This window comes from Burkholderia sp. AW33-5 (genome assembly GCF_053427615.1).
Genome location: NZ_JBSAXA010000011.1, coordinates 92,072 through 114,472 on the forward strand (window position 1 = coordinate 92,072; position 22,401 = coordinate 114,472).

Annotated in this window: 16 protein-coding genes; 6 read left to right on the top strand and 10 right to left on the bottom strand. The window is 67.8% G+C overall.

Annotation, left to right across the window (positions count from 1 at the left end; translation table 11 throughout):
• Positions 1 to 86: 86 nt before the first annotated feature.
• On the bottom strand, positions 87 to 1,679 hold the full coding sequence (locus ACV22V_RS18890; protein ID WP_448015048.1) for an EAL domain-containing protein: 1,593 nt from the start codon (positions 1,677 to 1,679) through the stop codon (positions 87 to 89).
• A 396-nt stretch (positions 1,680 to 2,075) separates the two neighbouring features.
• Positions 2,076 to 3,227 carry an acyltransferase family protein gene (locus ACV22V_RS18895; RefSeq protein ID WP_223958819.1) on the bottom strand — a complete coding sequence of 384 codons (1,152 nt, stop codon included), beginning with the start codon at positions 3,225 to 3,227 and terminating at the stop codon, positions 2,076 to 2,078.
• A gap of 35 nt (positions 3,228 to 3,262) precedes the next feature.
• On the opposite strand from ACV22V_RS18895, the gene ACV22V_RS18900 reads away from it, so the two are divergent.
• Both ACV22V_RS18900 and pip read left to right on the top strand, forming a co-directional pair.
• Positions 3,263 to 3,430: a hypothetical protein gene (locus tag ACV22V_RS18900; protein ID WP_156437134.1), complete on the top strand. Its 168-nt coding sequence runs from the start codon at positions 3,263 to 3,265 to the stop codon at positions 3,428 to 3,430.
• Between the two features lie 151 nt (positions 3,431 to 3,581).
• A complete protein-coding gene (gene pip / locus ACV22V_RS18905; protein WP_059524980.1) occupies positions 3,582 to 4,514 on the top strand; it encodes a prolyl aminopeptidase in 933 nt (310 codons plus the stop codon).
• 61 nt (positions 4,515 to 4,575) lie between these two features.
• Here the strand turns inward: pip and ACV22V_RS18910 are convergent, their stop codons facing one another.
• The 7 genes from ACV22V_RS18910 to ACV22V_RS18940 form a co-directional block, all read right to left on the bottom strand.
• Positions 4,576 to 4,848, bottom strand: coding sequence for a hypothetical protein (locus ACV22V_RS18910; protein ID WP_059525674.1), 273 nt, complete (start codon positions 4,846 to 4,848; stop codon positions 4,576 to 4,578).
• A gap of 186 nt (positions 4,849 to 5,034) precedes the next feature.
• Complete coding sequence (locus tag ACV22V_RS18915; RefSeq protein ID WP_448015051.1) at positions 5,035 to 6,093, bottom strand: transglutaminase family protein; 1,059 nt, start codon at positions 6,091 to 6,093, stop codon at positions 5,035 to 5,037.
• Positions 6,087 to 8,693, bottom strand: a complete 2,607-nt coding sequence (locus ACV22V_RS18920) for a circularly permuted type 2 ATP-grasp protein (protein ID WP_448015156.1) — start codon at positions 8,691 to 8,693, stop codon at positions 6,087 to 6,089. The genes ACV22V_RS18915 and ACV22V_RS18920 overlap by 7 nt, the downstream gene beginning before the upstream one ends.
• Positions 8,694 to 8,905: 212 nt before the next feature.
• Entirely contained in the window at positions 8,906 to 12,334 is a 3,429-nt protein-coding gene (locus tag ACV22V_RS18925) for a transglutaminase family protein (protein WP_448015053.1), read from the bottom strand.
• A 93-nt stretch (positions 12,335 to 12,427) separates the two neighbouring features.
• The gene (locus ACV22V_RS18930) at positions 12,428 to 13,402 is read right to left on the bottom strand and encodes a transglutaminase family protein (RefSeq protein WP_059689879.1); all 975 of its coding nucleotides are present in this window, start codon (positions 13,400 to 13,402) and stop codon (positions 12,428 to 12,430) included.
• A gap of 8 nt (positions 13,403 to 13,410) precedes the next feature.
• The gene (locus ACV22V_RS18935; protein WP_059524971.1) at positions 13,411 to 14,352 is read right to left on the bottom strand and encodes an alpha-E domain-containing protein; all 942 of its coding nucleotides are present in this window, start codon (positions 14,350 to 14,352) and stop codon (positions 13,411 to 13,413) included.
• 64 nt (positions 14,353 to 14,416) lie between these two features.
• Positions 14,417 to 15,832, bottom strand: a complete 1,416-nt coding sequence (locus ACV22V_RS18940; RefSeq protein WP_059450610.1) for a circularly permuted type 2 ATP-grasp protein — start codon at positions 15,830 to 15,832, stop codon at positions 14,417 to 14,419.
• Positions 15,833 to 16,629: 797 nt separating this feature from the next.
• Between ACV22V_RS18940 and ACV22V_RS18945 the strand changes: the two genes are divergently transcribed.
• Entirely contained in the window at positions 16,630 to 17,625 is a 996-nt protein-coding gene (locus tag ACV22V_RS18945; RefSeq protein WP_059689878.1) for a LysR substrate-binding domain-containing protein, read from the top strand.
• A 28-nt stretch (positions 17,626 to 17,653) separates the two neighbouring features.
• On the opposite strand, the gene ACV22V_RS18950 is transcribed toward ACV22V_RS18945, so the two are convergent.
• A complete protein-coding gene (locus tag ACV22V_RS18950) occupies positions 17,654 to 17,869 on the bottom strand; it encodes a hypothetical protein (RefSeq protein ID WP_448015054.1) in 216 nt (71 codons plus the stop codon).
• A gap of 406 nt (positions 17,870 to 18,275) precedes the next feature.
• Between ACV22V_RS18950 and ACV22V_RS18955 the strand changes: the two genes are divergently transcribed.
• The 3 genes from ACV22V_RS18955 to pgaA all read left to right on the top strand — a co-directional run bounded on the left by ACV22V_RS18955 (position 18,276) and on the right by pgaA (position 22,395).
• Entirely contained in the window at positions 18,276 to 18,698 is a 423-nt protein-coding gene (locus tag ACV22V_RS18955) for a hypothetical protein (protein WP_059525671.1), read from the top strand.
• A 75-nt stretch (positions 18,699 to 18,773) separates the two neighbouring features.
• The gene (locus ACV22V_RS18960) at positions 18,774 to 19,496 is read left to right on the top strand and encodes a hypothetical protein (protein WP_448015055.1); all 723 of its coding nucleotides are present in this window, start codon (positions 18,774 to 18,776) and stop codon (positions 19,494 to 19,496) included.
• Positions 19,497 to 19,599: 103 nt separating this feature from the next.
• Positions 19,600 to 22,395 (top strand): poly-beta-1,6 N-acetyl-D-glucosamine export porin PgaA, encoded by a 2,796-nt coding sequence (gene pgaA, locus ACV22V_RS18965; RefSeq protein WP_448015056.1) that lies wholly within the window; start codon positions 19,600 to 19,602, stop codon positions 22,393 to 22,395.
• Positions 22,396 to 22,401: the final 6 nt, after the last annotated feature.

The window sequence follows — 22,401 nt, forward strand, 5'->3', positions numbered from 1 at the left end:
GGCCTTTTTTGTTCCTCGCAGATTTTCGCTCGTATCGCTTATCGACGTTCGCGCGCAGCGAAACAAACGACGGATGCCATCGAATGCTACGCCGCCGTCAACCTGGCGGTCTCCTGCGACGTTTCGCGCGCCAGCAACCATGCCATCAGCTCTACGACCGGCATGGCCTTCGCGAAGTACCAGCCTTGTCCGTACTGCACGCCCTTGCCTCGAAGATATTCGACCTGTGTGTCCGATTCGACACCCTCGGCAACGACTTCCAGACCCAGCTCGTGAGCCATCGAGATGATGTGCGGTGCGACGATGCTCGATGCAGTGTCCCTTGCGACCGTGTCGATGAACGACTTGTCGATCTTGAGAATATCGACCTGGAAAGTCTGCAGGTAGGAAAGACTCGAATAGCCCGTGCCGAAATCGTCGATATAGACGGGGTGTCCGGCCGCCCTGAATGCCGCGATGACGTCGCGGGTTTCGTCCGCATTCATGAAGCTGCGCTCGGTGGCTTCGATCCGTATCTGGGACGGGTCAATGCCTGTGCCGTCTAGCACGCGCGCGAGAACCTTGAGGAACCGATCGCTTCGCAAATCGTCGCTGCTCACGTTGATCGACACATAAAATGCCGGGTGTGTGCGCAGCAGAGGCGTCATGTCGGCAATAATCTTGTCGAGCACGAGATCGGTCAACGGCTGGATCAGATGATTTTCCTCGGCAACCGCCACGAAGATCTCCGGCGACACGGGTCGCCCGTTCAATTCCCATCTGACGAGCGCCTCGACCCCGGCGCAACGGCCGTCTGCAAGATTGACGATCGGCTGGTAGACGACTTGCATCTTCTTGCGACTGATCGCCCACTCCAGGGTTGCCGGAAAGGAGAGCTGGCGCGACACGCGTTTGAACGCCAGCCATCCGATCGCAGCGCCCAGCGCAACGCCGATGGAAAGCCACGTCGCAAGCAGTTTCGGCCAGTCGCCGACAAGACTGCTCTTCGGCGATTTGACGACCATCGCGAGCGGGCCGGTCGCGGACTTCGCGACCGCGTAATACCATCGGTCGTTCTCGAGCTTGCCGCCGAGCTTCCATGCGTTGAGCATTTCATCCTTGTCGGCGCCATAGGAGAGCGCGAACAGCGTGCCGGTGTCGGTATTGACCGCCGCGATCGGGCGCCTCGCCGGATCGATCAGATCGACGTATGACTTTGGATCGATCAAGACGTAATGGCCGTTGCGAGCCAACTGGATGTCCTCGCGCACGTCGCTCAGCGGGCTCTTGCGCCTGAACCAGACGGAATATCCGTCCGCACTGCGCCAATCGGCCGGCGGCAGCGTCAAATGCAGCGCGCGCACATCGCCCATCAAGGGCGAGCAGAGATATTGTCCGTCGGCGTAGGTGCCCGCATCCTGCACATAGCCGTAATTGAAAATCACGCGCGCCGCGTGCGACAGGTTGGCGGCGGAACAGGATGCCCCCGGAACACGCTCGAGGTCCGCAAGGGCAGTAACGGCCTGATACGTGACCAACTCCGCGCGCAAGAGCGCCTTGGCTGCGAAGTCGCGCAGATCGTTCTGATCCCGTCGCTCGACGTCCTCATCGGCAACGTAAATGCTCGTCAGCACGGGGGCGATGGTCGCAACGCAGCCCAATACGATCGAGGCAGATACAAGCGTAAGCCGTTTGATCATCCATCAGCTCCGATGATCGATTGTCACCACGGTCGCAAAGCCGGTCAGGCAGAAGCTACATCGTCAGAGCATTACCGCATATCAACCGAACAATAGAATCTTGTCCGATTTTATTCAAATGGATAAATGAGTCGCTAGCGTTCAGGCGACGCCGGAACCCGGCAGATGCTTGCAAGCGGATGCCGGAGCACGTCGAATGACCGCGGCGGACGTGAGGTCGAATGGCGGTTCGTAGCCGAACAGCGACGGTCTGCCTCGCGTTTCCGGGAGGTTCGCAACGTCGCCATTTCGCGTCGCGACGACAAGTCGGACGGAATCGGCCCGGCGCGCCCTGTATTTTCCCAAGGCGCTGAAGCGTTTCAGCCTGGTAGACAGGCGGGGCCCGTCACGCCTGCCCTACTCCACCACCTTCGGCCCGATCGCATCGGTCGGCACCGGCATCCGCAGCGCATCGTCGCGCATGCGTCGAGCCTCGCGCGCGGCGTAGCGATCCTTCAACCGCAGGAACGGCTTCTCGACGAGGAAATAACTCGCCGTCGCGGCCAGCAGCGCCCACACGATCCCGAGCGGGAACGCGTGCGGAACCGCCAGCTCCGGATTCGCGAACGGCTGCTGCCACAGATACAGGCTGAACGAGATCGTGCCGACGAACACGACCGGCGCGGCGCGCAGCCACCGCGCGCACCAGAACTCGCTGCGGAAATTCAGCACGACGATTACGATCGCGATCAGCGCGGCCTCGAGCGTCACGCCGTAGGTTGCATTCCAGAAGCCACCGAGCCGATGCTCGGCAACGGGCATCCCGAACAGCACGATGACGACGAGCGCCGTCACGATGCGCGTCTCGCCGCGCCACGAGCGGATCCATGCTTCGAGCCGTTCGCGGTTGAGCGCCGCGTAGCAGCCGATCAGGATCGGATCGACGCCCGTATGCAGCATCATCCCGAGTTGCCCGCGCAGCGCCGGCGCGACGAAATACGTGAGCGCGCGCACCAGCGGCACGACCAGGATCAGCGCGGCCAGCCAGCGCGTGCCGCGACGGCGGGCGCCGTACACGAACAGCAGCGGCCAGAACCAGTAGAACTGCTCCTCGAGCGCGAGCGACCAGAAATGGCCGAGATACCACGCGCCGGCCGGATGCAGCGTGTTGTCACCCGTCAGCCCGAACCACGCCGAGTAGTTCCACAGATGCAGCGCCGCATACAGCCACTGGCGGCGATCGACGTCGAGCCAGCCGGCGATGGCGAGCACGCCGACGGTCGCGAGATACACGTAGCAGGCCGGCCAGATCCGCAACGCGCGGCGCACGTAGAACGACGTCAGCGCGATTCCGCCGGTGCGCGCGAATTCCGCGCGCAGCACGTTGGTGATCAGGAAGCCGCTGAGGACGAAGAAGATCAGCACGCCGAGCCGGCCGTCGGCGATCAGCCGCAGCGGCGCGAACCAGCCCGTGTAGCCGCCCGGCAGCACGTGCTCCGCATGGCCGACGACGACCATCGTGACCGCGACGGCGCGCAACCCGGTCAGCTGCTTGACGCGATGGTTCATCGGCTCGTTTCCCGTTGGCACGGTGGAGGAACGGTATGAAGGCCGGCGCCCGCGACCGGCTCGCCGATATGTCGCCGGGATTTTGTCTGAAAAATATCGGAACGAAATTGCTTCAAAAAATTTCTGTGCGCCTGTCGGCCGAAATGGCCGCGCCGCACGCCCGGTGCCGACCGCCGCACGGCGGGCGGAATGAATGGGCATAATGACAAGCCTTGCCCGGCGGCGGCCGGTCCGATGCAGACACAACGAATTTTGCGGCGCCGCAATATCCGCGATACCGGCGCCGCGGTATTCCGTCGCACACCGGCCCGTGCCTCGTCCGCCCTCCTGCCGACCCTCACCCGGAGCCTGCCTGTGTACCCACCGATCGAACCCTACGCCCACGGCCACCTCGACACCGGCGACGGCCACCGCATCTACTGGGAGCGCTGCGGCAACCCGTCCGGCAAGCCGGCGGTGTTCCTGCACGGCGGCCCGGGTGCGGGCTGCAGCCCCGACCATCGCCGCCTGTTCGATCCCGAGCGCTACGACATCCTGCTGTTCGACCAGCGCGGCTGCGGGCGTTCGACGCCGCACGCGAGCCTCGACAACAACACGACCTGGGACCTGGTGGCCGACATCGAGCGGCTGCGCGAGATGGTGGGCGCGGAACAATGGCTCGTGTTCGGCGGCTCGTGGGGCAGCGCGCTCGGCCTCGCGTACGCGGAAACGCACCCGCGGCGCGTGAGCGCGCTCGTCGTGCGCGGCATCTTCACGATGCGCCGCGCGGAGTTGCTGTGGTACTACCAGGAAGGCGCGTCGTGGCTGTTCCCGGACCTGTGGGAGGAATTCCTCGCGCCGATCCCGGAAGCCGAGCGCGGCGACCTGATGGCCGCATACCATCGCCGGCTGACGGGCGACGACGAAGCCGCGAAGCTCGAAGCCGCGCGCGCATGGAGCATCTGGGAAGGCCGCACGATCACGCTGCTGCCCGATCCGGCGCTGGCCGCGCACTTCGCGGACGGCCACTACGCGCTCGCGTTCGCGCGCATCGAAAACCACTACTTCGTGAACCGCGGTTTCGTCGACGAAGGCCAGTTGCTGCGCGACGCGCATCGCCTCGCCGGCATTCCGGGCGTGATCGTGCAAGGCCGCTACGACATCGCGACGCCCGCGCGCACCGCGTGGGACCTCGCGAAGGCATGGCCCGACGCGACGTTCGAGATCGTGCCGGACGCCGGGCATGCGTACAACGAACCGGGCATCCTGAAGGCACTGCTCGCCGCGACGGACCGGTTCGCCGCGTAAGCTGCAACGCCAGGCGGTGCGTTGCAGCCGGCCATGCCGGCCTCCTTCACGCGCCGCCCGCTCAAAGCGCGGCTTCGACGATCGTCCGGCCGCTGATCGCGCGCTCGACGAGCTGTTCGTCGCCGACCTTGCGGATCGCATCGTCGAGCAATCCTTCCGGCTGCTCGGTCGCGACCTTCAGCAGGCCCGACAGGCCGCGCGCATCGAGCACCACGAGCGTCTCCATCGAATCCGCGCGGCTCACGAGCACGCGACGGAATGCGGGGCCCGCGCCGAAGCTCGCGCAGAGCGCGATCGTCTCGTTGCCGAGCGGGTAGTCGAAGTTCTTGATCATGTCTGCCGCCGTTGCAATGAAATGGCCACGCGCGACGGCGCGGCGCCGTGACGTCGACGCACCCGTGCGTGCCGCCGGCGCCGGACCCGGGTCCGGCGCCGGCGGCATCACCATGCTAGGCGGGCAGAATTAACGAAGACTTAAACGGCCGACGCGCGCGGCGCCGGCGCGATCATGCCGCGTGACTTACGGCGTATCGAGCGGCTCGACCGTCACGCCGACCTTCAGCTCCTGATCCGCGCCGCCGCCGCGGATCACACCGCGCAGCGGCGTCACGTCCGCGTAGTCTCGGCCGATCGACAGCATCACGTAGTCGTCGCCCGGTGCACGGTCGTTGGTCGGATCGAGCTGCAGCCAGCCGCCGTCTTCGGGCCATGCCGGGTCGTAGACGTCGACCCATGCATGCGACGCATCCGCGCCGATCAGTCGCGGCTGCCCGGGCGGCGGCTGCGTCAGCAGATAACCGCTCACGTAGCGCGCGGCGAGCCCGAGCGAGCGCAGCGCGCCGATCATCACGTGCGCGAAATCCTGGCAAACGCCCTTGCGCAATCGCAACGCATCGAGCGCCGTCGTCGTGATGTCGGTGCTGTTCGGCGTGTACGCGAAGTCGGCGTGAATCCGCTGCATCAGATCCCACGCGGCCTGCACGAGCGGCCGCCGCGGCGTGAAGCTGGCGGCCGCGTACGCGGCCAGTTCGGGATCGCACGCCACGTGCGGCGACGCGAACACGAACTCGCTCGCCGCGTCGTACGGCTGCCCGGCACGAAACCGCAAGCGGTCGCGCACGGCTTCCCATGCCGTTGCATGTTCGGCGTCGGGATGCGCGATCGCGGGCGGCGGCGCGCCGCGTGCGCCCTGCGACCACACGGGCGAGCTCACGCGCACCGTGCTGCGGCTGCGCACGAGCAGCGCGTCGTGAGGCTGGTTCAGCGCGAACGATGCGCGCGCATTGCCGAATGCGTCGATCTCGGTGCAGACCGCTTCCGGCGCGGGCTCGATGTCGAGCGCGAACGACAGCACCTGCTGGCGCGGCGTCGCGAGCGGTTGCAGCCGCGCCTGGTGCTGGGCGGATTCGACGCGGGCGGCGTAGCGGTATTCGGTGTCGTGCGTGACGCGCAGCACGCGGCCGGCCGCGACGGCCGCCGGCGTTGCGGGTGCGGCGGGCGTGGCAGGCGTGGCCGCCTCCTTCGCGCTGCCGGCACCGGCCGCGGGCGGCGTCTTCGCCGCGTGTTTCGTCGTCACCATAGCGTCCTGCCCGCCTCGCGCACGTGGCTGAAATAGCGCTCGCCGATCCGGTTCGACAGCTCCCACACGGCCTTCACGGTCGTGTCGAGCGCATCGAGCAGCGTGTCGTGCCGGCCGTCGTCGCCGGTTTCGCACAGCTCGTGCAGCGACCACGCGGGCACGTCCGGAATCGTCTCGGCCAGCTCGAACAGCGCATAGCCCTCGCTGCGCTCGACCTTCGTCAGCCGGCCGCGCAACGCCTGCACGACCCAGCCCAGCGAGCGCGGATTGTCGGTGTCGAGCACGACAAGCGACAGCAGCGGCGCGACGTCGAAGCCGCGCTGGAACCGCGAGCGGAACGTGATCGTGCTGTCGAACAGTTCCAGCACGAGTTCGAAGCCGTCCTGCCGATGCACGGCGCCATCGTCGAACGCGAACTTCAGCACGCTGCACAGGAAGTCCAGCCGGTCGATCTGCCGGCCGATCGACAGCAGTCGCCAGCCGTCGTCGCGCGTCATGTTGTCGGTCTGCGCGCCGGTGATCGCGCCGAGCAGCAGCCCCAGCCGCTCGAGCAGCTGCAGCGCCTCGTTGCCGATCTGCTCCTCGGCTTCCGGATGATCGGCGCTGTCGGCGAACAGTTGCGTCGCGTCGTCGATCAGCCGCCACTGATCGCTCGACAGCCGCTCGCGGATCGCGGCGGCGGCCGCGCGCATCCCGAACAGGCAGGACGCGATGCCCGACGTACGGTCCGCGCCGCGCGTCAGCGACGTCGCGAGCGCGTGCTGGAACGCGCGCGGCGCATCGACGGCGTTCGGTGCGTCGGGCGCGATCAGCCCGGTGTCGCGGCACAGCGTGTCGATCAATTCCAGATGCGCGGGACTGTCGACGTCGTCCTCGCCGCGCAGCCGCTCCAGCGCGGCGCGCGCGAGACGCATCAGGTTGGTCGCGCGCTCGGTGTAGCGGCCGAGCCAGAACAGGTTCTCGGCCGCGCGGCTCGCGATCGCGCGCGGGCGCTCGACCAGATCGTCGGGGCCGAGACGGGTTTGCAGCAGCGTCGTCGAATCGACGATGCCTTCGGTCATCACCCACGTATCGACGGTGCTGCCGCCGCGCGGCATCGGCGCGTTGAACAGCGTATCGCGCGTGCCGACCCGCGACAGCCCGCCCGGCAGGAGCCGCCAGCGTTGCGCGCCATCGGCGAGCGCGAACACGCGCAGCAGCAGCGGCTTCGGCACGATGCGCGCGCCGCCGGAGCCGTCGGGCGCGTCGGGTCCCGGCCAGGTCGGCGCCTGCGACAGCGGCAGGTCGGCCTGCACCGTGTAATGCTCGGGCCGGGCCAGGATTCGCGCACGCCATTCGGCCAGTTGCGCCGGTGTGAGCCGCGCGCCGATCACCGGGTCGAACGCGCCGCCGGCCTGCACGTCGGGCGGATACGACGGCTTCACGATGCAGCGCGCGAGCTGCGCCAGCGCGTCGTCGCATGCCGCCGCCTCGCCGCACCACCACGAATGCACGGCGGGCAACGTCAGCGTTTCGCCGAGCAGCCCTTCCGCGAGGCGCGGCATGAAACCGAGCATGCCCGGCGATTCGAGGAAGCCGGAGCCCGGCGCATTCGCGAGCAGCACGTTGCCGGCGCGCACGGCCTGCAGCAGCCCCGGCACGCCAAGCAGCGAATCGGGCCGCAGTTCGAGCGGATCGAGCCAGGCGTCGTCGACGCGCCGCAGGATGCCGTGCACGGGTTCGAGCCCGCGCAGCGTCTTCAGGAATACACGATTGTCGCGCGCGGTCAGGTCGCCGCCCTCGACGAGCGTGAGGCCGAGGTAGCGCGCGAGATACGCGTGCTCGAAGTACGTCGCGCTGTGCGGCCCCGGCGTCAACAGCACGATCCGCGAATTCCTGGCGGCCGGGCTGAGCGCCTGCATGCTCTGCAGCAGCGACCGGTACGCGGACGCGAGCCGCTGCACGCGCAGCCCGCGGAAGCCGCGCGGAAAGAGCCGCGACACGATCAGCCGGTTCTCGAGCAGATAGCCGAGCCCGGACGGCCCCTGCGTGTGCTGCGCGACGATCCGCCATTGCCCGTCGGGGCCGCGCGCGAGGTCGAACGCGACGACGTGCAGCCACGTATCGCCCGGCACGCGTGCGCCGCGCATCGCGCGCAGGTAGCCCGGATGCCCGGTCACGAGCGCGGGCGGCAGCAGCCCGCGCTGCAGGATCGTCTGCGGCCCGTACAGGTCGGCCATCGTCGCGTTGAGCAGCCGCACGCGTTGCAGCACGCCGCGCTCGATCGCGACCCAGTCCTCGGGCGTGACGATCAGCGGCAGCAGGTCGAGCGACCACGGGCCGGCCGCACCGTCGCCCGCGCGTTGTTCGTGGAGCTGGTAGAACAGGCCGTTCTCGCGCATGCGGCGCTGCAGCGCGTCGGCGCGGCGGTCGAGGTCGGCCACGCCGTCGCTGCCGATCGACGTGAAGAAGCTGCGCCATGCGGGCGCGAGCAGCGGCGCGGTGAGGCCGGCGGCGCTGCCGCGCAGTTCGTCGTAGCGGCCGGCCGCGGCCGGCGCCGCGAGCGCGGCGGCCAGTTCCGCGGCATCCGGCTGCGCACCGGTATCGAAGAGCGTGGGCATCGCGTCGGCGTCGGCGAGATCGTCGGGGTGAATAGGCGGCACGGTCGATATCGTTCCGTCGTCAGGGGGCGGACGCACCCGCGCGCCGCCGCACCGACGGCCGGGCACGGCGGACGCGGCGGGCGGCCGCGTTCTGCCCGCATCCTAGCACTCCGGCCGGCGCGCCGGGAGGTCGGGAACCGCGCATCGTCGTCCGTGCTTTCATCCGGGGATCAAGGCCGTCGCAGGTCGAGCGTGAACGGGAATTCGCGGCTCGGCGCGGCGGCCGACACGTCCATCCGCCCCGGCGTGTGCCCCATCGCGACGAAGCGCGCGAGCCGGCGGCTCTCGGCCTCGTACGCATTGACCGGGAACGTCGCGTAGTTACGCCCGCCCGGATGCGCGACGTGATACCGGCAGCCACCGAGCGAGCGTTGCAGCCACGTATCGACGATGTCGAACGTGAGCGGCGCATGCATGCCGATGGTCGGATGCAGCGCCGACGGCGGCGCCCATGCCTTGTAGCGCACGCCCGCGACGTATTCGCCGACGGTGCCGGTCGGCTGCAGCGGCAGCGCGCGGCCGTTGACGGTCACGACGTGCCGGTTGTCGTTCAGCCCGGTCACGCGCACTTCGAGCCGTTCGACCGACGAATCGACGTAGCGCACCGTGCCGCCGGTCGCGCCCTCCTCACCCATCACATGCCACGGCTCCAGCGCGCCGCGCAGCGACAGCTGCATCCCGTTCACTGCGATCTGGCCGAACAGCGGGAAACGGAATTCGAAGTGCGGCGCGAACCACGCCGCATCGAACGCGAAACCGGCGTCGCGCAGCTCGGCCAGCACGTCGTCGAAATCCATCTTCAGGAACGCGGGCAGCATGAAGCGATCGTGCAGCGCGGTGCCCCAGCGCGTGAGCGGCGTCGTATACGGCGCGGCCCAGAAACGCGCGACCAGCGCGCGCAGCAGCAGTTGCTGCACGATGCTCATCCGCGCATGCGGCGGCATCTCGAACGCGCGCAGTTCGAGCAGGCCGAGCCGCCCGGTCGACGAATCGGGCGAATACAGCTTGTCGATGCAGAATTCGCTGCGGTGCGTGTTGCCGGTCACGTCGATCAGCAGGTTGCGCAGCACGCGGTCGACGAGCCACGGCGGCATGTCCTGCCCGTACAGCAGCTTGTTGCGCTGGATTTCCGCGAATGCGATGTCGAGCTCGTAGACCTGGTCGTTGCGCGCCTCGTCGACGCGCGGCGCCTGGCTCGTCGGACCGATGAACAGCCCCGAGAACAGGTACGACAGCGACGGATGGTTGTGCCAGTACGCGATCAGGCTCGCGAGCAGGTCCGGGCGGCGCAGGAACGGGCTGTCGGCCGGCGTCGCGCCGCCGAGCACGAAGTGGTTGCCGCCGCCCGTGCCGACGTGCCGGCCGTCGACCATGAACTTCTCGCTGGACAGGCGCGACTGCCACGCAGCGTCGTACAGGAATTCGGTCTGGCCGACGAGTTCGTCGAAGCTCTTCGCCGGATGGATGTTCACCTCGATCACGCCGGGATCGGGCGTGACCTGCAGCAGCTTGAGCCGTGCGTCGCGCGGCGGCGGATAGCCTTCGAGCACGAGCTTCACGTCGAGCGCGTGCGCGGTCAGCTCGATCGCGGCGAGCAGGTCGAGATAATCTTCGAGCGCGGCGAGCGGCGGCATGAACAGATACAGGATGCCGTTGCGCACTTCGGCGCACAGCGCGGTACGCGTGATCCATGCGGCCGATTCGAAGCGCTCGGGGCGGCGCTGCGCGTCCGCCGTGCCATGCGCGTGCCGCCCGTCGGCGGCCGTGCCGTCGCCGCGCCATTGCATGACCGTTTGCACGGGTGCTTCGCGATGCGCGCCGGCCAGGTAGCGCGGCGCGTCGGCCGTGCCCGCGTGACGCGCACGGAACGCGGCAGCGTCCGGCAGCGCGGCGCGCGGCGCGAACGGATCGCGTTCGACGAGGTACGGATAGTCGGCGCCGGCGACCCACGGCAGCGAATCGAGCGGCAGCCGATAGCCCATCGGCGAATCGCCGGGCACGAGGTACATCCGCTCGTCGCGGAAGAACCACGGGCCCGTCTGCCAGCGCGGGCCGTCGAGGCCGGGCTGGCCCGCCACGTCGTCCGCGCGCTTGATCGGCAGCACGTAGCCGACCACGCTGTCGAGCTGCTGGTCGAACACCTTGCGCAGCCGCGCGCGTTCGAGCTCGTCGTCGAGGCGCGAGTCGAACGGATCGACGTTGACGGGCAGCCGGCGCTCGCGCCACAAGTAGTACCAGACGTCCTCGTAGCCGGGCCGCACGAATTCGTCGGTCAGGCCGAGGCGCGCGGCCAGCGCGTCGATGAAGCGCTTCGCGTCGGCGGTCGTGCACGCGGACGGTTCGCGCTCGTCGGCGAACAACGACGGATCGTGCCACACGGGCTGGCCGTCGGCGCGCCAGAAGATCGACAGCGCCCAGCGCGGCAACTGTTCGCCCGGATACCACTTGCCCTGCCCGAAATGCAGGAAGCCGCCTTCGCCGTATTCGGCGCGCAGCCGCTGCACGAGTTCGGTCGCGTAGCCGCGCTTGGTCGGGCCGAGCGCATCGGTGTTCCACTCCGCGCCGTCGCGATCGTCGATCGACACGAAGGTCGGCTCGCCGCCCTGGGTGAGCCGCACGTCGCCGGCCGTCAGCGCGCCGTCGACCTGCGCGCCGAGCGTGCGCACGGCGTCCCACTGCGACTCGGTATACGGTTTCGTCACACGCGGCGATTCGTACACGCGCGTCACCGCCATCTCGTGTTCGAACGCGACTTCGCATTCGTCGATCAGCCCTTCGACCGGCGCGGCGCTGGTCGGCTGCGGCGTGCACGCGAGCGGGATGTGCCCTTCTCCGGCGAGCAGGCCCGAGGTCGGATCGAAGCCGATCCAGCCCGCGCCCGGCAGATAGACTTCGCACCACGCGTGCAGGTCTGTGAAATCGACCGACGTGCCGCTCGGGCCGTCGAGCGCCTTCACGTCGGGCGTGAGCTGGATCAGGTAGCCGGACACGAAGCGCGCGGCGATGCCGAGGTGCCGGCACAGCTGCACGAGCAGCCATGCGCTGTCGCGGCACGACCCGGACGCGAGCTCGAGCGTCTGCTCGGGCGTCTGCACGCCCGGCTCCATCCGCACGAGATAGCCGACGTCGTGCTGCAGCTGCTGGTTCAGCGCGACGAGGAAGTTCACGGTGCCGGCCGGCGTACGGTCGACGCCATCGAGATACGCTCGGAACAGCGGCGCCGCGCTCGTCTGCGGATCGCACGCGAGGTACGGCGCGAGTTCGGTCTTCAGCGCATCGTCATAGTTGAACGGATAGTGCTCCGCGCTCGCTTCCAGAAAGAAGTCGAACGGGTTGTACACCGACATCTCGGCGACCAGGTCGATCGCGATCTCGAAGTGTTCGGTGCGTTCCGGAAACACGAGCCGCGCGAGATAGTTCGAGAACGGGTCCTGCTGCCAGTTGATGAAGTGCTGCGCGGGCTCGACCGTCATCGAATACGCGACGATCGGCGTCCGGCAGTGCGGCGCGGGCCGCAGCCGCACGATCTGCGGGCCGAGGTTGACGGGCCGGTCGTAGCGGTAGCGGGTGGTGTGATGCAGCGCGACGTGGATGGGCATGGGAGAGCCGCTCGGTTCGGGTTGGGCCGGCCGCGCGCGCCGCGTCGCCGTCGCTGCGGCGGCACGGCACGGCGGATTCGGCGAAGGGGTGCGTCAGACCAGTTCCGGCGACTGCACGACGCTGATCTCGATGCCGACGATGCTCGCGCCGAGTCCCGTCACCGGCTGCGCGTCGCGCGCGTCGAGGCCGACGGCGATGCGCACGTAGCGCTCGTCCGGGCAGCGGTTCATGAACGGATCGAAGCCGACCCAGCCGAGCCCTTCGACGTAGGCCTCCGCCCATGCATGACCGGCCGGTTGCTGCATCAGCGCGGCGGCCTGCGGCTGCGCGCCGAGCGCCGCCTGCGGCAAGCCCTGCGACTGCGCGGCGTGCGATGCGCCGAGCGCCTGCTGCATGCCGTCGCCGCTCTGCAGCGCGAGCGCCTCCTCTTCCTCGTCGTCCGCCGCGCTCTGCTTCGCGTCGGCGATGCGCTGCATCGCGCTGTCGGCGAGCACGTAGCCGGAGATATAGCGCGCGGGCACCTTCAGCGCGCGCGCGGCCGCGATGAACGCATGCGCATGGTCGCGGCTCGTGCCCTCGCCGCTTTGCAGCGCGGTTTCGGCATCGACCGGCGCGTCGGCCAGGTTCGGCGCGTACGCGATGCGGCCATGCACTTCCGTCATCAGCCAGTGCAGCGCGTCGAGGCTGTGCGGCTCGATCGGCAGCGCCTGCGTGAGTTCGCGCACGGTGTCGCCGGCCTTCGTGAGCGCGGTCTCGCGCTCGAAGATCCACGGCGGCGCATAGCCCTCGGGGTTGCCGAGAATGCCGGCGCGGTCCTGCGTCTCGACGACGCCGGCCGCGACCACGACGATCTCGTTCTTCGCGCCGCGGTCGTGGCGCACGAGGTCGATCCGGTTGCCGAGCCCGTCCGTGTAGGACAGCGCCGGCTCGACGCCTTCGATCGTGACCTGCCACGCGCGCACCGTCTGCCCGGGCCCCGATTGCGGGCGCAGCCGCAGCCGTTGCAACGCGTAGGTGGCTTGATCGTCGAACTGATAACGCGAGATGTGTCGGATGGCGAGTCGCATGGCAAGTCTCAGTCGAAGTTGTAAGCCTGGGCGATATCGATCCCGAGGCTGTTGTTGCGGCCGATGAAGTCGGTCAGGAACTCGTGCAGGCCGCTCTTGAAGATGCGCTCGACCGAGGTGTCGGACAGCATCTGCAGAATCTTCGTGGCCGTGTCGTGACACGGGTGTGTCACGCCGTAATCCTTCGCGAGCATGTTCAGGCTCGACACCACGCGCCCGTAGCAATAGCGCAGCGAACGCGGCATGCGGCCGTTCAGGATCAGGTAATCGGCGATGTTCATCGGCTTGTACTGCACGTCGTACACCCAGCGATACGAGCGGTGTGCGGCCACGCAGCGCAGGATCGTCTCCCACTGGTAGTTGTCGAGGATCGTGCCGACGTGCGACACCGACGGCAGCAGCAGGTGGTATTTCACGTCGATAATCCGCGCGGTGTTGTCGGCGCGCTCGACGAACGCGCCGATCTGCGCGAAATCGAAGATCTCGTTGCGCAGCATCGTGCTGTAGAAGCTGCCGAGGATCAGCGCGGTTTCACGCTTCACTTCGTCGAGCACCGCCGGCAGCCCGCTCTCCGGCACCGGCTGCGCGAGCGCGTGGCGCAGCGCGAGCCATGCGCCGTTTACGCTCTCCCACGCCTCGCGGGTGAGCGCCGTGCGCACCATCCGCGCGTTCGAGCGCGCGTTCTCGATGCACGACAGCACGCTCGACGGGTTGTCGCGGTCGCGCAGCAGGTAGTCGGTCACGGTATCGGCGGCATATGCGTCGTACTTCTGACGATAGCCGTCGTCCGCGCCCGAGCTGACCAGCACCGACGACCATTCGGCCGGCGCGTCGGACGTGCGCGTGAGCGCCATCCGCAGCCCGGCATCCACGATGCGCGCGATGTTCTCCGCGCGCTCGATATAGCGGTACATCCAGTAGAGACCGCTCGCAGTTCGTCCCAGAAGCATCTCGTGTCCACTCCGTCTTCGTTCGGTTCGCGCGCCGGCTGCGGCGCGCGCGGTCGTGCCCGGCTCAGTCGGCCAGCACCCAGGTGTCCTTGGTGCCGCCGCCCTGGCTCGAGTTGACGACGAGCGATCCCTCCTGCAGCGCGACGCGCGTGAGCCCGCCCGGCGTGATGCGGATCCGGTCCGACACCAGCACGAACGGCCGAAGGTCGACGTGGCGCGGCGCGAGGCCGGCTTCGGTCAGGATCGGCGTCGTGGACAACGCCAGCGTGGGTTGCGCGATGTAGTTCGCGGGACGCGCGCGCAGCTTCGCGGCGAACGCCTCGAGTTCGGCCTTCGATGCGCACGGGCCGACCAGCATCCCGTAGCCGCCGGAGCCGTGCACTTCCTTCACGACCAGTTCGTCGAGATGGTCGAGCACGTATTTCAGGCTGTCGGCCTCGCCGCAGCGCCAGGTCGGCACGTTCTCCAGCAGCGCCTTGCGGCCCGTGTAGAACTCGACGATCTCCGGCATGTACGAGTAGATCGCCTTGTCGTCGGCGATGCCGGTGCCGGGCGCGTTCGCGATCGTGATGTTGCCGGCGCGGTAGACGTCCATGATCCCGGCCACGCCGAGCACCGAATCGGGGCGGAACGTGAGCGGATCGAGGAACGCGTCGTCGACACGGCGGTACAGCACGTCGATCGGCCGGAAGCCTTCGGTGGTGCGCATCGCGACGCGGCCGTCGACCACCTGCAGATCGCTGCCCTCGACGAGGTGCACGCCCATCTGGTCGGCGAGGAACGAATGTTCGTAGTACGCGGAATTGTGGATGCCGGGCGTGAGCACGGCGATGGTCGGGTTGTCGGCGTTGCCGCCCGGCGGGCACACGGCCGCGAGCGACTGCCGCAGCATCTGCGGATAGGTCTCGACCGGGCGCACCTTGACCTGCTGGAACAGCTCGGGGAAGAGCTGCATCATCGTCTCGCGGTTTTCCAGCATGTACGACACGCCCGACGGCGTGCGCGCGTTGTCCTCCAGCACGTAGAACTCGTTCTCGCCGGTGCGCACGATGTCGACGCCGATGATGTGCGTGTAAACGTTCCCGGGCGGCCGGAAATCGATCATCTCCGGGATGAACGCCTCGTTGTGCGCGATCAGATGCTTCGGCACGATGCCGGCGCGCACGATCTCCTGGCGGTGGTAGATGTCGTCGAGGAACGCGTTGAGCGCCATCACGCGCTGCTCGATGCCGAGCGACAGCCGGCTCCATTCCGCACCCGAGATGATCCTCGGCACGATGTCGAACGGAATCAGCCGCTCGGCGGCCTGCGCGTCGCCGTACACGGCGAACGTGATGCCCGTCCTGCGGAACACGCCTTCCGCGTCGTGGGCCTTCTGGGCGAGGCTCGCGGGGTTCTGCGTGTCGAGCCACTGCTTGAGGCGCGCGTAAGGCGCCCTCACCATGTCGCCGGATTGCAGCATTTCATCGAATGGCTTCATCGATCTTTTCTCCATCGATCGTTTTCCCCGGCATTGCGCATGCCGGACCGGCGTACTGACTGCCTTGCAAGGAACGTGCCTTGCGATATTCCCTCAGGTTCCCCCTTTTTGTCGCGCGACCGGCACGCCCCCGCGGCACGCCGCACCACGATGGTGCGATGCGCACGACGCAGGACGCGCCAGAGGCGTGCCGTGCCCGCGCACGGCCTCTGCTGCACCGCGCCTGTCGAACATAGTTCCCCCGCGTGTCACGACTGTGCAATCTGCACTGCACCAATCCTTCCCCTGGCGGCGCGCCTCCGCGACTCTCGGCGCCGCCGGCCGGCAGCGGTGCCTCGCCTGCGTCGGCGCGGCTTCCCCCGTCGCCGTGCGGTCGCCCGCGCCCCGCCACCTCCCCGCCCGGCCTTGCCGCATCGCAGCGAACCGCGACGCGGCATCGGCGAGCCATTGCGGCGGCCCGCCCTGCACCGCGACGGGGATTGCGCCACATCCTTCGGTTGCCCGGGCGGAATAGCGGAAAGGCGAGCCGGCGCGCGCGGATGCGCGGCCGGCCCTGGGGGGAAGTACCGTCTGCGGCAAGTCGGGCAGTTCGACGCGGTGAACTAACCGGTTAGCCGGGTCCGGCACCTCAACCGTATGTAGCCGTAATCCCGCCGACAACGCCCATGCATATTTCGACTAACACCAATCGAAAAAAAACATCGGCTCCGATGCGCGAGGCGCGGTACGCTACCAAACCGGTTCAGTGAAACGGCGCCGCCGCCTTCCGGCGCCGACTATAAAAAGCGAAGATCAACATGGAAGCAAAGTGGCTGGAAGATTTCCTGAGCCTTGCGGATACCAAGAGTTTTTCCCGGGCCGCGCGTCATCGGCACCTCACGCAGTCGGCATTCAGCAGACGAATCGCCGCGCTCGAAACATGGATGGACGCGAAGCTGGTCGACCGCAGCATCAACCCGATCGCGCTGACGCCGGCCGGGCAGATGTTCCGCGGGCTGGCCGCGGATATCCTGCGCAGCATGTATGCGGCACGCAACCTCGTGAACGGCTACGACCAGTTCGCCGCAAGCGACCAGGTGGTGCGCTTCGCGGTCGCGCATACGCTCGTGTTCACGCTGTTCCCCGAATGGCTCAAGCAGTTGAACGGCGAAGTCGGCCACGTGACCGCGCGCGTGAACGCGGTGAACGTGCCCGAAGGTGTGCAGCAACTCGTCGAAGGTGAATGCGATCTGCTGCTCGGCTATCACCATCCGCAACTGCCGATCGTGCTCGATCCGAACCACTTCCCGTTCGTCACGCTCGGCGTCGAGCGGATCCTGCCGGTGTCGACGCCCGACGCGCGCGGCAAGCCGGTATTCGAACTGCCCGGCACGCCGGACGCGCCGCTGCCGCTCCTCGCGTATTCGTCGGGCGCGTTCCTCGGGAACGTCGTCGAGATGCTGCTGCTGAACGCGTCCGAATCGTATGCGCTGCATCGGTGCTTCGAGACGCACATGTCCGAGGCGTTGAAAGGAATGGTCGTGGCCGGGCACGGCATCGGCTGGCTGCCCGAAAGCTGCGTGGCGAAAGAACTCGCGGATGGTTCGCTCGTTCGTGCGGGCTCGGCGGACTGGATCACCGAGCTCGAGATTCGCCTGTACCGGTCGGCCCGCAAGCGCGGGCTCGCGGCCGAGCAGTTGTGGACCTACATCATGAACCGCCCGCGCGTCGCGGCCGACGGCACGCGTGCGGCCGAACCGTCGATCGAGCCGGCCGTGCGCATCGCGCGCCGCAGCGCCGGCGGCAGCCGGTAACACCCTCCACCGCCCCTCATCGCCCGATTTACCGGAGCGCCGCGTGGATGCAATCCGCGCGGCGCTCCGGTATTTCATGTTCGCCGTCGCGAAGCATTTTTCGATCCCGCCTTGTCTTCAATATGCGTTCCGCACGCTCGATCAATTCCACGATACCGCCAAACGTTTGCGAATCCGAATGAATTGTCGACTTGGATGACGGAAATACCCTGTTACACAACATATCAAAAGTTTCGATTTTCATGTAACGACAATCTCGCCAAAAACGTCATACCAGCCCTTTCGATTTAGCTGACCTGTGCTTCATGATTCATCGTGATTTGCCGATGACAGAGGCAAGTCTTCCTTTTATCAGTCGTTATTTTTCGGCACAAAGTTCGGTACCACTTACGTCGGAAAATTGCGAAATGGTCATCGCTACCGGCGAGCAAATTTCATGTTCGGCAATATCGACTTTGTTCAGTGCTGATCCATTTCGTCGAATGAGTACCAATCCTATTTAAATAAGACATTTAAAGCATGTCCCATTCGGGCCACACGCGATTGTTTGTTCAAAACCCATCGTGTATCAATAGCATGTCGCAAAAAGAACGTCGCTAATTTTCAAATCGGAATAAATGCGCTGTCAGCGATTTCGGATGGAGGTTGCAATGTCTTCCTCGTTTGAACAGCATGCTCGCCCGCTCCTCGGCATCGTCGTATCCGCACTCTGCATCAATGCCGCGGCACAGACCCAGCCCCCGGCACCCTCGTCCGACGCCGAGGCCGGCCGATACATGATTTCGTACATCTGCGGTGATGCGCGAATCGACGGTACGGCACCGCTTCCCCCCGATGGTCGCCCTTACAACCTCGGCGTGTCGTTCGTATCAGGCGCGAACGGGCAACCGCTGTCGAACGTGCAGGTGCGGCTGCGACGGCATGGCCGCGTGCTCGTCGAATTCAAGGCAACGGGGCCGCGCTGTCTGTTCAGCGTGCCCGATGCAAGTTACCGGGTCGAGGGCACCTATCAGGGCTCGACCCAGTTCGCGGTCGTCGAAACGGGCGCGCTCACCACGCAGTTGCGGTGGTGAGCGTCGGGTGAATCCGCGTGGCGATGGCACGTGCTCGCGTCGTGCATCGCAATCCGTCGAATCGAGGAGGACTGAATGACTCGTGCAGAACGACCGGACGGCTCGCCCGTCCGTCAGTCGAAGCCCGCCTGGGGCCCCGGAAAGAGTGCGGCACTCAGCATCATTGCGTTTGCCGCGATCTTCGGCGGTTTCGCGTACGTCCAGCGGGACGCGGGAGTCGGCCATGCAACCGTGACGCACGACATCGCCGGCATGATCCGCAGCGCCGTCGGAAAGTATCGCAACGCCATTGCGGCCGCGACGGCCGAGCCGGTTACGCCTTCCGTGCCGGGAACGCAGTATGCGTCGGCGACGCCTGCCGTGTCGGCCACGGCGGCGCCGGCCGCGCCGCCACGCACGACTGCCCGCGCGGCCGCGAAACACCCGCACCCCGCGCATGTGCCGCCCACGACGCTCGCGGCCACCGCGCACGCCGCATCGGCCGGCGGTCGCGCGGCGCGGCCCGGCGACACGCACCGTACGTCACGTTCGCAGGCGCTCGCAAGCACGAAAAAACACACCGACCCCGCGCCGCGTCGTCAACCGCAATCGTATCTCGCCGACTCGCCGCACATGGAGGCCACCAGCGTCACGCGCGATGAACTGGAAGGCGCGCGCGCACTGGCCCGGGCGCGCTGGTGCGCACGGATCGACGAATGGAATTGCGTGGAGCAGAACGCGAGCCGCGCGCTCGCCATCGACCCGAAAAACAGCGAATCGCGCGCGCTGCTTGGACAAGCGATCCGCAACCGCCTGTGAAGCGGCCGGATGCCGCCGGGCCTGGCTGCCGGCGGCACGACGACCGGCGACGCGCGTCGTCGGGCGTGCAACCGATGTGATCGTTTCAGAGTGAGGAGACATCGTGGCTAACAATCGTAGGCAACAATGCACCACCGCCGCTCCGCCCAACCGGCGGATCCTCCTGCATGCGCCATTGCTGTTGCTGCTCATCGCGTCCGGCTCCTGTCTTGCCGCCGAAGGCGACGCGGCCCCGGGCAGCGCGAGCGAAATCGCCGGGACGCGCGGTGCGGCGGACGCGCCGCCGCCCGACATGCAACCGACGGCGGCGTCGCTGAGAATCGCCCAGGGTCGGAACGCCCTGCCCCCGCAGGCGCCGACGCCGATCGCGCAGGCATCGGATGCGTCGATGCAGCTCGCGCAGGCGTCGGACCCGCCACAGCAAGCGATGCCGATCACGGTCGTGGTGGACCCCAACGTCGCCCAGCCGAGCGAACCGGCGCCGGGCGTGCCGATCCAGATCGCCCAGGCGACCGATACCGCGCCGCCGAGTACGCCGCCTCCGATCGAGCCGACGTCGAGCGCCCCGATGCAGCCGGCCCAGGCATCCGACACCGCGCCGTCAAACACGCCGGCACCCGTCGCGCAGGCATCGGACGCGCCGATCGGCGTCGCACAGGCCGCGAACCCGCAGCCGCCCGACACGCCGGCGCAAACTACCGCGACAACATCCGACACATCTACGTCAAGTTCACCCGCGCCGGTCGCGCACACGCCGGAGCCGCCGCCACAACCCGCGCAGGCCGCAACCCCCGCGCCCTCGACCGCGCCGACGCAAACCGCGCAGGCCTCCGGCACCCCGATGCCGGGCTCGCCCGCGCCCGTCACCCAGACACCGGGCTCGCCGCCCCCGTCCTCCGTGACGCCGAATTCACAGACGCCCGGCGCCCAGTTGCCCGGCGAGCAGACGCAACGATCGCAAGGCCCCGACGTCGAAGCGCCGAATGCCCAGATGCCGAATCTGCGTACCGCCGACGTCGCGACGGTGCGCAACGACGTGTTCGGTCTCGCGGCGAGCGGCGGCGCGATCCAGGCGCTCGAGGAAGCGAAGGCACGGCCCGATGCGTTCTCCGCCGTCGACGTCGCGCAGCTGGAGGAACTGGCGATTCGCCAGCAGGTGCGCGGCGGACGCGACAAGTCGCGCTCGATGACGAGTTCCGACCGCTTCGACGGCCTCGACAGCGCGCTGCACGCCGCGGACGACCTCGACAAGCGGATGCCGGCCACGCCCGAATATTCGCCGGTCAGGACGGCGCTCGCGGGCGACCGCACCGTCGCCTACGCGGCGCGCGGCGACATGACGAAGGCCGTCGCGACGTTCGAGACGATTCCGTCCGACGCGGAGATCTCGATCGACGCGCTGGCGGCCGTCGGCGACGCCTACCTCTACCTGAGCGAACCGGCCAAGGCGAACGGCGTGTACCAGCGCGCGCTGAAGCAGGCGACCGCCGCGCCGACGGACCGCGCGACCCGCGGCTTCCAGTACGGTGCACGCACGCGTGCGATCGAACTGCGCGAGGGGCTGTTCTGGTCGTACGTCGACCAGGGACGCGCGGCGGACGCGAAGCAGGTGCTCGACGACATCGGCAACTCGCTGCCGCCGGCCAAGGAGGTGCGCAACTACGGTCCGGAAGAAAGCGACTTTCTGCGTTACTACCGGCTGCGCGCGCAATACCTGATTTATACGGGCCGCGTCGACGAAGGGATCGCCGCGCTCGAGCAGCTCGAGCAACAGGTGCCGTTCAATGCGGAGGTCCGTGCCGCGCATGCCGACGCGGTGTCGGGCCAGGCGCATCCGCGCCAGGCGATCGCGATGTATCGCGCTTCGCTGACCGACCACCCGGACAGCGTCGAGATGCTCGCGGGCCTCGGCCGCGCGGCGCTCGTGGCGGACGACTACGCGACCGCGAAGTACGTCGACCAGACCGTGGACAACGTGTTTCCGGACAGCGGCGCCGTGCGCGGTTTCAAACGCGACTACAAGGCATACCGCAGCCCCGTGTTCACGACCGACCTGAGTTTCGAGCACGGCAACAGCGCGCTGGCCGACAACAGCTTCACGTCGGACAGTTATGTGTACTCCCAACCATTCGGCGACAACTGGCGCGTCTTCTCGCACACGTTCTTCGGCCATGCGCAGACCGACTCCGGCAGCGTCAGCCGCACGCGCACGGGTGTCGGCGGCGACTACCGGCACGGGCCGCTCACCGTGCAGGGCGAAGTCACGCGCTCGTTCGGCGCGGACGGCCGGACCGGCGGCCGCGGATCGATCGCATACGCGCTGAACGACTACTGGACGGTCAGCGCCGGGCTCGACACCAACGACAACTCGCTGCCGTGGAAGGCGTATGCCGCGCACATCTGGGGCCGCTCCGCGAACGTCTCGGTCGTATATCGGCAGAACGATCGTCGCGAGGTCAAGCTGAACTACGGCGTGAGCCGGTACAGTGATTCGAACCTGCACCAGGAAATCACGGCAATCGCCACGCAGCGCGTGTACACGTCCGCCAATCAGCTCGTCAACGTATCGCTGGACCTCGGCACCGACAGCAACACGCGCCACGACGCGCCCTACTTCAGCCCGAGCCGCGATTACGCGGCCGCGGCGACCGTCATGCACCAGCTGACGCTGTGGAAGAAGGGCGACATGTCGCTGCAGCAGCGCGTATCGGTGTCGGGCGGCGTGTACAACGAGCGCGGCTTCGGCACCAGCCCGCTGTGGAGCGCACGCCTCGAGCACGCGTGGACGTTCAAGCACGACATCACGCTGAGCTATGGCGTCGAGGTCAGCAGCCACGCGTACGACGGCCAGCGCGAGCGCTCCGAAACCGGCTTCCTGTCGGTCAACCTGCCGTTCTAGCAAGGA

What these genes read in the sequence shown, in the direction of transcription:
- ACV22V_RS18945 (WP_059689878.1), top strand. Translation starts at nt 16,630, where the DNA reads ATGGAAGCAAAGTGGCTGGAAGATTTCCTGAGCCTTGCGGATACCAAG.
- ACV22V_RS18895 (WP_223958819.1), bottom strand. Translation starts at nt 3,227, where the DNA reads ATGAACCATCGCGTCAAGCAGCTGACCGGGTTGCGCGCCGTCGCGGTC.
- ACV22V_RS18900 (WP_156437134.1), top strand. Translation starts at nt 3,263, where the DNA reads ATGAAGGCCGGCGCCCGCGACCGGCTCGCCGATATGTCGCCGGGATTT.
- ACV22V_RS18910 (WP_059525674.1), bottom strand. Translation starts at nt 4,848, where the DNA reads ATGATCAAGAACTTCGACTACCCGCTCGGCAACGAGACGATCGCGCTC.
- ACV22V_RS18940 (WP_059450610.1), bottom strand. Translation starts at nt 15,832, where the DNA reads ATGAAGCCATTCGATGAAATGCTGCAATCCGGCGACATGGTGAGGGCG.
- ACV22V_RS18925 (WP_448015053.1), bottom strand. Translation starts at nt 12,334, where the DNA reads ATGCCCATCCACGTCGCGCTGCATCACACCACCCGCTACCGCTACGAC.
- ACV22V_RS18935 (WP_059524971.1), bottom strand. Translation starts at nt 14,352, where the DNA reads ATGCTTCTGGGACGAACTGCGAGCGGTCTCTACTGGATGTACCGCTAT.
- ACV22V_RS18955 (WP_059525671.1), top strand. Translation starts at nt 18,276, where the DNA reads ATGTCTTCCTCGTTTGAACAGCATGCTCGCCCGCTCCTCGGCATCGTC.
- ACV22V_RS18930 (WP_059689879.1), bottom strand. Translation starts at nt 13,402, where the DNA reads ATGCGACTCGCCATCCGACACATCTCGCGTTATCAGTTCGACGATCAA.
- ACV22V_RS18915 (WP_448015051.1), bottom strand. Translation starts at nt 6,093, where the DNA reads ATGGTGACGACGAAACACGCGGCGAAGACGCCGCCCGCGGCCGGTGCC.
- ACV22V_RS18950 (WP_448015054.1), bottom strand. Translation starts at nt 17,869, where the DNA reads ATGAAAATCGAAACTTTTGATATGTTGTGTAACAGGGTATTTCCGTCA.
- ACV22V_RS18960 (WP_448015055.1), top strand. Translation starts at nt 18,774, where the DNA reads ATGACTCGTGCAGAACGACCGGACGGCTCGCCCGTCCGTCAGTCGAAG.
- ACV22V_RS18920 (WP_448015156.1), bottom strand. Translation starts at nt 8,693, where the DNA reads ATGCCCACGCTCTTCGATACCGGTGCGCAGCCGGATGCCGCGGAACTG.
- ACV22V_RS18890 (WP_448015048.1), bottom strand. Translation starts at nt 1,679, where the DNA reads ATGATCAAACGGCTTACGCTTGTATCTGCCTCGATCGTATTGGGCTGC.